This window comes from Cupriavidus sp. 8B, assembly GCF_054589115.1.
Genome location: NZ_BAAILO010000435.1, coordinates 200945 through 209118, shown reverse-complemented (window position 1 = coordinate 209118; position 8174 = coordinate 200945). Strand labels below are relative to the sequence as shown.

6 protein-coding genes are annotated in these 8174 nt (G+C 63.6%); 2 read left to right on the top strand and 4 right to left on the bottom strand.

Annotated features, from left to right (window positions below; all coding sequences use genetic code 11):
- Positions 1–357: 357 nt before the first annotated feature.
- From cuyB to ACYP5B_RS43125, 3 genes are all read right to left on the bottom strand, one after another.
- Positions 358–1827, bottom strand: coding sequence for a cysteate racemase (gene cuyB / locus ACYP5B_RS43135; RefSeq protein ID WP_459573683.1), 1470 nt, complete (start codon positions 1825–1827; stop codon positions 358–360).
- Positions 1824–3101 carry a dicarboxylate/amino acid:cation symporter gene (locus ACYP5B_RS43130; protein ID WP_400098670.1) on the bottom strand — a complete coding sequence of 426 codons (1278 nt, stop codon included), beginning with the start codon at positions 3099–3101 and terminating at the stop codon, positions 1824–1826. Before ACYP5B_RS43130 ends, cuyB begins: the two co-directional genes overlap by 4 nt.
- A 230-nt stretch (positions 3102–3331) precedes the next feature.
- Positions 3332–4231: a LysR substrate-binding domain-containing protein gene (locus ACYP5B_RS43125; protein WP_459573689.1), complete on the bottom strand. Its 900-nt coding sequence runs from the start codon at positions 4229–4231 to the stop codon at positions 3332–3334.
- A 389-nt stretch (positions 4232–4620) separates the two neighbouring features.
- Here ACYP5B_RS43125 and ACYP5B_RS43120 point away from each other — a divergent pair, with 389 nt between their 5' ends.
- Complete coding sequence (locus ACYP5B_RS43120) at positions 4621–5667, top strand: type II asparaginase (protein WP_318234459.1); 1047 nt, start codon at positions 4621–4623, stop codon at positions 5665–5667.
- A gap of 22 nt (positions 5668–5689) precedes the next feature.
- On the opposite strand, the gene ACYP5B_RS43115 is transcribed toward ACYP5B_RS43120, so the two are convergent.
- Entirely contained in the window at positions 5690–6598 is a 909-nt protein-coding gene (locus tag ACYP5B_RS43115; protein ID WP_318234412.1) for a LysR substrate-binding domain-containing protein, read from the bottom strand.
- Positions 6599–7191: 593 nt separating this feature from the next.
- On the opposite strand from ACYP5B_RS43115, the gene ACYP5B_RS43110 reads away from it, so the two are divergent.
- Entirely contained in the window at positions 7192–8166 is a 975-nt protein-coding gene (locus ACYP5B_RS43110) for a Bug family tripartite tricarboxylate transporter substrate binding protein (RefSeq protein WP_459573681.1), read from the top strand.
- The last annotated feature ends 8 nt before the right edge of the window (positions 8167–8174 follow it).

Genomic DNA, 8174 nt, shown 5'->3' with positions numbered 1-8174 from the left:
GCGGCCGGGACCCAAACTCGCATCGCCTTAAGGCGATACTCAGACATGGGTCCCTCTTTTCCGCTCTTTTCGCCGAATCCCGAGGCGCCCCATACGTCCTCTGCACACCTTGACGGCTCGCTTCGCATCGCGCTGGGGTGATTCCCGCCTGACTGGCGGGAATCACGGCCGAACCGAATCGATGTCCCAACTCTCCTGCCGGTTTTCTCCCCTCTCCCACTTGTGGGAGAGGGGCCGGGGGAGAGGGCGGGCGCTTGCAGGAACGAGGCAACTCACCTACCAGCAGGTTTGGGTGTGACCCGCCTGGGGGCGGGTCACACGGCTTGCCCGACTTCACCTGTCAGCTCAGCTTGATGCTCACGGATTGGGCTTGGCGTCACCCATCGCGCAGGCGACGCAGTGCCTTGCCAGCACATCCGTCGGGTCGATCAGCGTGATGACGCGGCCGTTGGCACAGCGCATTTCCGCCTGTGGCAGGAGCAAGGGCAATTCGGTGCAAGCCAGGACGACGATTCCGACATCGCGGGCCGCCATTTCCTCGACCGCCGCGACAAGGTCGTCGACGCATTCACCAGTCGTAAAGCCGGCCTTGACACCATGAGGACCGTAGATGGCACGCATCACGCGAGCCTGGAGACCGGGGCCTGGCACGACCTGCTCGAAACCATGGGCTTCAAGGGCTTTCTGGTACACGCCGCTGGCCACCGTGCCGGAAGTGGCCAGTACGCCGACCTTGTGCAGGCCTGGAAACGTCTTGCGCAAGAACTCCGCCGTGACCGTCAGCATATTGACGATCGGGATATTGAGATAGGGCTGCACGCGCTCGACAAAGGCATGCGCCGTGTTGCACGGAATGGCAATGATGTCGGCATCTCCCGCCTCCAGCTTCTTGCAAGTGGCATACAAGGAAATCGTCGGGTCGGGTCCCTCGCCAACGAGGTTCTCGGTGCGATCCGGAATTTGCGGATTCTGCTCGACCAGCAGCTTGATATGGTCCTGGTCGCGCGCCGCGGGCGTATGGCGAACGATCTTCTGGATGAAGTCGACGGTAGCAGCGGGACCGACGCCGCCCACCACGCCGACCTTGAACTGTTTCCCGGGCGCCGCATACTGACCTGAAACCACGTACTGCGCATAGGCGAGATTCGAGTCGACAACCGGCACCGGCAGGGGCCCGATTTCGTCGAGCACAAGGGAGATCTCGGTCATGCCGGGCAGGATCAGTTGCGCGCCCTGGCCGATCAGGTCGCGACAGGCATCGCGCAACAGTTCGATAGGGCGGCCACGCAAGTTTCCGCTCTTGATGCCGTCGGCGTCATACACCGCGCGCGTCACGCGATCCACGCCGCCTTCGATCCGTGGGTGCAATACCTCGAACTCCGGGCTGGCGAAGTAGCGCTCGAATAGATGCTTGCCGCGCGTGTAGTCCGACCCGAGCACCCCCACGCGTCGGAGCGTCGGGAACTTGCGCCGCACATGGTTGTGCAGCGCCTCCATCATATCGATGATGGGGAGCGGAGAGTTCGCCGCCAGTTCGTCGATGAAGGTGTGGCTGAGAAAGCAGGGCAGCACCACTGCATCGATGCCGCGCCGCTCGAAGGCGCGAATCATGTCGAAGATGTACAGTTTGCGCTCCGTGGTCGCGGCCGTGGTGAGGTTCGCGTTTCGGAACGGATGCTGCTCCAGGACGATGTCGAAGTGTTCCGAATCGTTGCGTGCAGGCGTCGACTTGATCAGCTTGAAGAACACGTCGGCGCTAGCCAGTGCACCAAGACCACCGATCACGCCAAAGGAGCGGCGGCCTTGCGCCGCGGGTATCGTAGTCATTTCACTTCACCCTGCAAGCTGTCGAAGCTTTGTTCCTCGCTGCGCGTGGCCCGGCGCGTCTCCCATTTCGCAATGGCCGCGGTGGCGATGCTGTTGCCGATGACGTTGGTTGCGGTACGCCCCATATCCAGTACCTGGTCGATCGCAAGGATGAGCACGACGCCGGACGGCGGCAAGTGGAACATCGGCGCGACGGCGGCAACCACCACCACCGAGCCCCGTGCAACGCCCGCCATGCCCTTGCTGCTCACCATCAGCACCAGCAGCATCAGGATCTGTTGCGACACCGGCATGTCGATGCCGAACGCCTGCGCGATAAAGATCGCCGCAAACGCCTGGTACATCATCGAGCCGTCGAGATTGAATGCATAGCCCAGGGGCAGGGTGAAACCAACCACCTTCTTGTCGACGCCGAACGCCTCGAGCTTCTCGGTCAGACGCGGATACGCTGCCTCGCTGCTGGCGGTGGAGAACGCGAGCATGGCCGGTTCGCGCACGGCCTTCAGGAGCGCCCAGATCGGGCGGCCCAGGAAGGCATGGCCGACACCGATCAGCAGGGCCCAGAGTACGGCGAGTCCGATATAGAAGCTGCCGATGAGCTTGCCGTAGGTCGTCAGCACATCGAGCCCGTGCAGGGTGATGGCCGATGCGATGGCGCCGAATACGCCGATCGGCGCGAGCGCCATGACATAGTCGGTGAGCTTGAGCATCGCGGGCACCAGCGCATCGACGGTGCGCACAAGCGGCGTCACTCGCGGGTCGTTCCTGAGCACGCCGAGCACGACACCGAAGAGCACCGAGAAGACCAGGATCTGCAGGATGTCGTTGCGCGCCATCGCGTCGAGAAGGCTGGTCGGGAAGGCGTGGGTTATAAAGTCCCTGAAGTTGAGGCCAGCCGTATTCAGGCCCGTCGCGACATCGGCACTGCTCGGCGTCAGGTTCAGGCCCGCGCCGGGTTGCAGCAGGTTGGCGAGCATCAGTCCGAGGGTGAGTGACATCAGGGATGCGCAGACAAACCAGCCCACCGAGCGCATGCCGATGCGGCGCACATCGCTGGTCCCTTCCATGCCGGACAGCCCCGAGACCAGCGTCGCGAACACGAGCGGCGCGATGATCATCTTGATCAGGCGGAGAAAAATGTCGGTGATGATCGAGAAATAGCCGGCAATGGCTTTGGCCGAGTCGGCGTCCGGCGCCATTTTGTGGCAGGCGTAGCCGACGGCGATGCCGAGCACCATGCCGGCGAGGATATAAGCGGTGAGGCGGTTTTTCATTTTGCTCCGTCCAGTGAGGTCTCATGCCGGAATCAACCGGGGCTGAATCCGTGGCCTGTTGCACGGCGCCGGCCCTCCGGTGAAACCTGGGCCTGGCTTGGGAGGCCGGTGCGGTCAGTGCATGGACGGATACTACGAAAGGGAGCGGGCCCCGTGATGCGAGTCCCGCAAGCCCTCATGCCAGCGGCGCATAGTTCGGGTAAACGAGCGTGCGCCCCGCTCCTGCGCGCTCAGAGCGTGCTGAGATAGCGCCAGAGCGCATCGAGGAGTTCGTTGCGGTTGTATTGGTTCCGGTACACGCGAAGATCCAGGTCGATGGACCAGGACGGGCCGCCGGCGGGGACCAGGGCCCCGGAGGCCAGCTCTGCCTCGATCGAGCTTTTCGGTAGCCAGGCAATGCCTTCTCCCGCCGTCAGCATCTTTTTGAGCACCTCCGCCATATCCGACTCATAGTCGAGGCGGAGCACGGGCTGCTTGTCGGCACGGCTCAACAACAGGGCGAGGCAACGGCCGAAATAGCTCGTGCTGGTATAGGAGATCAATGGCAAGGGATGGCCGGGCGTACCCGGCAGCCGATGCAAGGGCCCCAGCCGCTGGTTGGGCTTGCTGACGGGCATGAACGTATCCTGTCCCACGGTCAGATACGGGTACCTGACCGGGTCCAGGTGCAAGGGCAGGCCCGGGTGGTCGTAAGCAAACATCAGGTCGCAATTGCCATTGACCAGGGTGAGCACGGAATCATGCACATTGGTGGGAATCACGCGCGCGCGCAGGTCGCCGACATGCCTGCGCACGGCGTTGAACCAGCCCGGCAGGAAGTTCAGGGATATCGTGTGTCCGGCCGCGATCTGAAGGCCGGGTCCTGGCATGCGATGTTCGGACCGGATAATGGCGCGCGTATCGACCAGTTTGCTCAGGACGTCGTCCGCCGCTTCCTCGAACAGGCGCCCGGCGGGCGTGAGGGTGGGGGGGTAAGTGCTCCGGTCGACAAGGTCGGCGCCCACCCATTGCTCGAGCGCCTGGATGCGTCTGCTGAAGCCCGACTGGGTGACGTTGCGGATCTCCGCCGCGCGTGAAAAGCTCTGGTACTGCGTGAGGGCAATGAAGTCCTCGATCCATTTGACTTCCATGTCCATGCCTCCGGCGGTGATGCGACTGCACGGAAGGCTATCCGCTCCGATCCTGCGCAGTGGCTAGCGTTTACCCTATCTATGCCTTATCCGCATGACGGCATGCGGTACCAGCATCACGTCCTTTTTTGCGCCTCCTACTATCCGCTCAAGACTGCTGGCATCCGCTTGGCGCATTCCCCGAGCCTGGATCAGCGTGGCTGCTGTCAGTCGATCCTCACCGGTGTTCTCCGGGTGCCGCAAGGCATGGTGGCGGAGAACACCATGGCCGACTCGACCCGACTCGATGCGAGGCCGGCCAGCCGCTCAGACATTCACGTATTCAGGGAACAGAAATGAAAGCCGCTTTCCATATTCGGTCGCTTGTCGTCATTGCCGCGTTTTCGACAATGCACTGTGCTCAGGCGCAAGCCCAGGCCCAACCCATGCCCGCGGCGACGAAGTCGCTGCCGCACGTCGTGATCCTCGCAACGGGAGGCACTATCGCGGAAACAGGGGCGGAAAAGACCACGGTCGTTGGCTATTCGACCAACAAGGTGGCAATCGAGCGGCTGGTCGATGCGGTGCCGGAAATGCGCAAGGTGGCCAATATCAGCGGCGAGCAGGTCTACCAGATCGATAGCTCGGACATGGATGTCGATCACTGGCTCAACCTGGCCAAGAAAGTGAATGCGGCACTGGCGCAGCCCGACGTGGCGGGTGTGGTGGTCACGCACGGCACCGACACGATGGAGGAGACGGCGTACTTTCTCAACCTCACGGTGAAGAGCCGCAAGCCGGTCGTGCTGACTGGCTCGATGCGGCCTTCCACCGCCCATAGCGCGGACGGTCCCCTGAACCTCTACAACGCCGTCTCCGTGGCGGCGAGTCCGAACGCCGTCGGCAAGGGCGTGCTGGTCGTGATGAATGATCACATCCTCGGGGCGAGGGACGTCACCAAGACGAATACCTTTACGGTGGACACCTTCAAGGCGCCGGAACTGGGTTCGCTTGGCTATATTCAGGGGGGCAGGACGGAGTTCTATCATGTGTCCACCCGCAAGAACACGGCTGACTCGGAGTTCGATGTGACGAACCTCACCGCTTTGCCGCGGGTCGATATCGCCTACAGCTACGCGGAGGTCACGCCTTCGGCGCTCAACGCATTCGTCGGGGCAGGCAGCAAGGGCGTGGTCTATGCCGGCGTCGGCGATGGCAGCGTGTCGACCAAGATGTTGCCGGCACTCGTTGCCGCGCACGGCAAGGGCGTCACCATCGTGCGCTCGTCCCGCGTGGGCCAGGGCATTGTGGCCCGCAACGGCGAGGTGGATGACGACAAGCAGGGCTTCGTCGTCTCGGACACGCTCAATCCGCAGAAGGCGCGCATCCTCTTGATGCTGGGCTTGACGAAGACCTCCGAACCGCGCGAGCTCCAGCGCATGTTCAATACTTATTGATCAGGAGAGGACAGAAGACCCGCTACTTCGAGCGGGCAGCGTAATGCCCCGCTGCCCGCTCGAACAGCGTGGCAAAGTGCTGCGCGGCCGGCGTGAGCGGGACCCCGGCCCGCGAAATCTGGACGATATCGGGGCCGTCGATGCGTTCCTTGATGGGGATCGCCTCGATCACGTGGGATAGCAACGGCGAGTTGACCCATTGCCTGGGCAGCACCGCCAGCGCGTCGGTCGAGCCGAGCAGCACTGCCACGCCGACCATGGATTCCGCCTGCGTCATGGCCACGGGTGTCCTCAGGCCATGGCTGCTGAACAGTTCCTCGAACTCGGCTTCGACGCGTTCGCGCACGCCGGTCAGGATCCACTCTTCGTCCACCAGTTCCTTGAGCCGCTTCGCTGCGCGCATGGGGTGGCCTTTGCGGCAAACCACGAGGCGCTCGTTCTGGAAGAGCAACTGGATCTGGTACGCATCGCCGATGGCACGTACCGGCCGCGGACAGATGCAGAAATCCAGCGTGCCATCCTGCAGCCTTGCTTCCAGCGTGGAGAAGAAGCCTTCGACCATGCGCAAGCGAATGCCAGGGTATTGCTTGCGGAAGGCCGTATGGACTTCGGCCGCCATGCCCAGCCACACCGCGCTCGACAGGCCAACGCAGACCGCGCCCGTTTGCGTCCCGAGCAGCTGCGCCACCTCATCCTGCGCCCGCCTGATGTCCTCCATCGCCGAGTGCATGCGACTGAAAAACGCCTGCCCGATGGCGGTAAGGCTGACGCCCCTGGCGTGCCGCTCCAGCAGGGGCGTGCCGAGTTCGCCTTCCAGTTCTTGCAGGCTGCGAGTCAGCGCGGGCTGGGACAGCCCGAGCTTGCGGGCGGCGCCTCTGACGCTTCGCGTTTCCGCGATGGCGATGAAATCGCGCAGGTGATGCAGTTTCATCAGTTCGCGCGGGAAACATCGGCCTTCAGGCCGGTGAGGGATAGCGCGCGACGCGAAGCGTCGCCCCTGTGCCCGCTCTCCTTCGTGGATTGCGCTACGAGTGAATAACCATATCCGCGCCAGCAACAGCCGCGCCCGCTTCTCACTGCAGGGCATGAGCGGATTGCCGCTCCTGTCTAACACAAAGACTGCCAAGGCAATCTCTCCTAAAAGCTGCCCTTACGGGCCTGGTGACGCCTCCCGTTGGGAGGTCTCCCCTCGGCAATGTTGCGAACCGGCGATCTGCCCCGATCCGTTTCGTGCTTACCCTGTCGCTTGTCTGCAACCGGAGCTTCAAGAGGTTGGGACTGAGGAAGCATCCCAACGTTGGCCTTGCACCTATTCGCAACGTAGCGGGTTGGTTACCGCTTTGCCTGGTCAACCCGAGCTTGTTCAGTTGCCTTTGCAAGCTCCGGCCTTTAGGCCGGGGTAGTTGACGGTGATAACCAGTAGGCATCGACGGAGTGATTTTGCCATCTTTCAGCATCCGCATGGCGCATCTAGTATCCAGTCAAACAAACATCAAAACCAGATAAAACCAAATGGAGACACAGATGATTCGAGGCCCCCTCGCGGCGGCTGTCGCGGCTGCATGCATACTCAGCGCGCTGCCGGCACACGCCGAGACATTCCCTGCCAGGCCAGTCCGCCTGCTCAGCCCGTTCCCGGCAGGCAGCGGCCCGGACGCGGTCTCCCGCATGATTGGCGACCGGCTCGGCCGGGACTGGAACCAGCCGGTGATCGTCGACGCCCGCCCGGGCGGCAACGGCTTCATCGCCATGGAGGCCACCCGCCGCTCGCCCGCCACCGGGTACGAGCTGGGCATCGCGGACGTAGGCCACCTGGCCATCAATCCCAGCCTGTTCAAGAAACTGCCTTACGACCCGGTGAAGGACTACGTGCCCGTCACCGGGCTGTACCGGACTGCCTTTTTCGTTGTGGTCTCATCGCACAGCCCCATCAAGTCCATCCCCGCGCTCCTGAGTGCCGCCAAGGCCGGCCCGAATGTGGTGTCGTATGGCTCATGGGCGGTTGGCAGCCCCGGCCACCTGGGCGCCGCCCAGCTTGAGGCCGCCACTGGCACGCAGATGCTGCACGCGCCGTTCAAGGACACCGCGCAGCTCTATACCGCCGTGGCCAATGGCGAGGTGACCTGGGCGCTGGGCTCGTACGCCACGGCCGGCCCGCTGATCCAGGCGGGCAAGCTGCGCGTGCTGGCGGTGGCGGACCACAAGCGCTCCATCGCCTTGCCCGAGGTGCCGACGATCGAGGAGGCCGGCGGCCCGCGCGGCATCGAGGCCTCGACCTGGGTTGCGCTGCTGGCGCCTGCCGGTACGCCGCCGGAGCGCGTATCCGCCATCGGCAAGGCGGTTCGCGAGGCGCTGGATACGCCCGAGGTCAAGGCCAAGATGGCCACCTTCGGCTTTGTGCCGGCAGGCAGCACCGGCGAACAGGTTTCCGAATGGATGCGCAAGGACACGCCGCGCTACGCGGACATGGTCAAGCGCACCGGCGCCACCATCAACTGATTGGAAAC

Coding starts and splice junctions, on each gene's coding strand:
- cuyB (WP_459573683.1), bottom strand. CDS start 1,827: ATGACTACGATACCCGCGGCGCAAGGCCGCCGCTCCTTTGGCGTGATC.
- ACYP5B_RS43130 (WP_400098670.1), bottom strand. CDS start 3,101: ATGAAAAACCGCCTCACCGCTTATATCCTCGCCGGCATGGTGCTCGGC.
- ACYP5B_RS43125 (WP_459573689.1), bottom strand. CDS start 4,231: ATGGAAGTCAAATGGATCGAGGACTTCATTGCCCTCACGCAGTACCAG.
- ACYP5B_RS43120 (WP_318234459.1), top strand. CDS start 4,621: ATGCACTGTGCTCAGGCGCAAGCCCAGGCCCAACCCATGCCCGCGGCG.
- ACYP5B_RS43115 (WP_318234412.1), bottom strand. CDS start 6,598: ATGAAACTGCATCACCTGCGCGATTTCATCGCCATCGCGGAAACGCGA.
- ACYP5B_RS43110 (WP_459573681.1), top strand. CDS start 7,192: ATGATTCGAGGCCCCCTCGCGGCGGCTGTCGCGGCTGCATGCATACTC.